At 64.7% G+C, this 1,257-nt stretch carries 1 protein-coding gene, 1 tRNA gene and 1 pseudogene; 2 read left to right on the top strand and 1 reads right to left on the bottom strand.

Going from position 1 to position 1,257, the window contains the following annotated elements:
* Together ACFY5C_RS41720 and ACFY5C_RS41725 are read left to right on the top strand one after the other, a co-directional pair.
* Positions 1 to 401 (top strand): annotated as a pseudogene (locus ACFY5C_RS41720) (site-specific integrase); the annotation flags it as partial.
* Positions 402 to 512: 111 nt separating this feature from the next.
* Complete coding sequence (locus ACFY5C_RS41725; RefSeq protein WP_360556991.1) at positions 513 to 953, top strand: hypothetical protein; 441 nt, start codon at positions 513 to 515, stop codon at positions 951 to 953.
* Between the two features lie 188 nt (positions 954 to 1,141).
* Here ACFY5C_RS41725 and ACFY5C_RS41730 read toward each other — a convergent pair.
* Positions 1,142 to 1,206, bottom strand: a tRNA-Arg gene (locus tag ACFY5C_RS41730).
* Positions 1,207 to 1,257: the final 51 nt, after the last annotated feature.

Here is a 1,257-nt window from a genome sequence, read left to right on the forward strand (position 1 = left end):
ACCGACCGATTGAGGACGTCCGGCGGGTACCCATCCCTCCGCACCTGGTTGCCGTACTCCGTGAGCACCTGGCCACCTTCGGCACGGCGGACGACGGGCGGCTGTTCTTCAGCGAGAAGGGCGCGGTCGTCCCGTCCTCGACCTACTACCGCGTGTGGCAGGAGGCTCGGCTCCTCGCGCTTCCGCCGGCTGTCGCGGCCTCGCCGCTCGCGAGTCGGCCGTACGACCTCCGGCACTCCGCACTGTCGACGTGGCTTAACGCCGGGGTCGACCCGACAGAGGTGGCCGAGCGCGCTGGCAACAGCGTCGAGGTCCTGCTGACCCGCTACGCAAAGTGCCTCGACGGTCGGCAGGACGTCGCCAACCGCCGCATTGAAGAGCTGCTTCGCGAGTACGAATGAGACCGAACTGCCCATGACCGAGGCCCCTGGAGTCGTCCAGGGGCCTTGTCGCTTCCATGGTTTCTCCCGTTTCTCTCACACGGCTGACCAGCTGGGATCAGAATGCCCAGCGTGAGTCATGTATTCAGTGATGCGATCTTGCACCGGGCAGAGTCTCTCTCATACGAGTCGATTGCCTCATTGTCAGGCGTGCGCTCGGTGACGTGGTGGAATCAGATGGCGAACTACGGGGCTGACGCGCCGCCTGCGCCCGGACTGATCCCGGACCTTGCGCGAGCGCTCGAGCTGAGCGAGCGACGCGTGGAAGAGCTGGTGGCTGAGCAGTGGTACAGAGTGCGGCCGAACGACGAGATCCCAGAGCGACTGAGGAAGCTGGTCAAGATCCTTCGGGGTATTGATCCGGAAGATGTGGAGCTTGCCGAGCAGCTTGCTCAGGCACTGAGCGATAAGCACACGGCGGAGACCCTGGTGGGTGCGTTCGCGCCGAGCGGGGAGGCCGCGGGCCAGGCCACCTCTTGCGGATCTTCACCCAAGCGTTCGGATCGGGTCTGATGGAACAGTGCAACGAAGCGCGAGCTCACTAACAGGTTCACCTGTGACGATGCTTCAAGATCCCGTCCACGCCTCGTCCACAGACACCGACATACGCCCGCTCAGGGCGGCATCCGCCTGCACATACGCGAAGACCCCGGCCTCAGCGTCTCCGCTGGTGACGGGGTCTTTGGGCACCTCATACAGGGTGCCCCCGGCAGGATTCGAACCTGCGCACACGGCTCCGCAAGCCGCTCGCCGATGGGACGTAGGCCCTGGTCAGAGCTTTGCTGCGTCCGGATGGCAGCGTCTCTGTCCATAAATA

Source organism: Streptomyces sp. NPDC012935, assembly GCF_042900345.1.
In the GTDB taxonomy this organism is placed as follows: domain Bacteria; phylum Actinomycetota; class Actinomycetes; order Streptomycetales; family Streptomycetaceae; genus Streptomyces.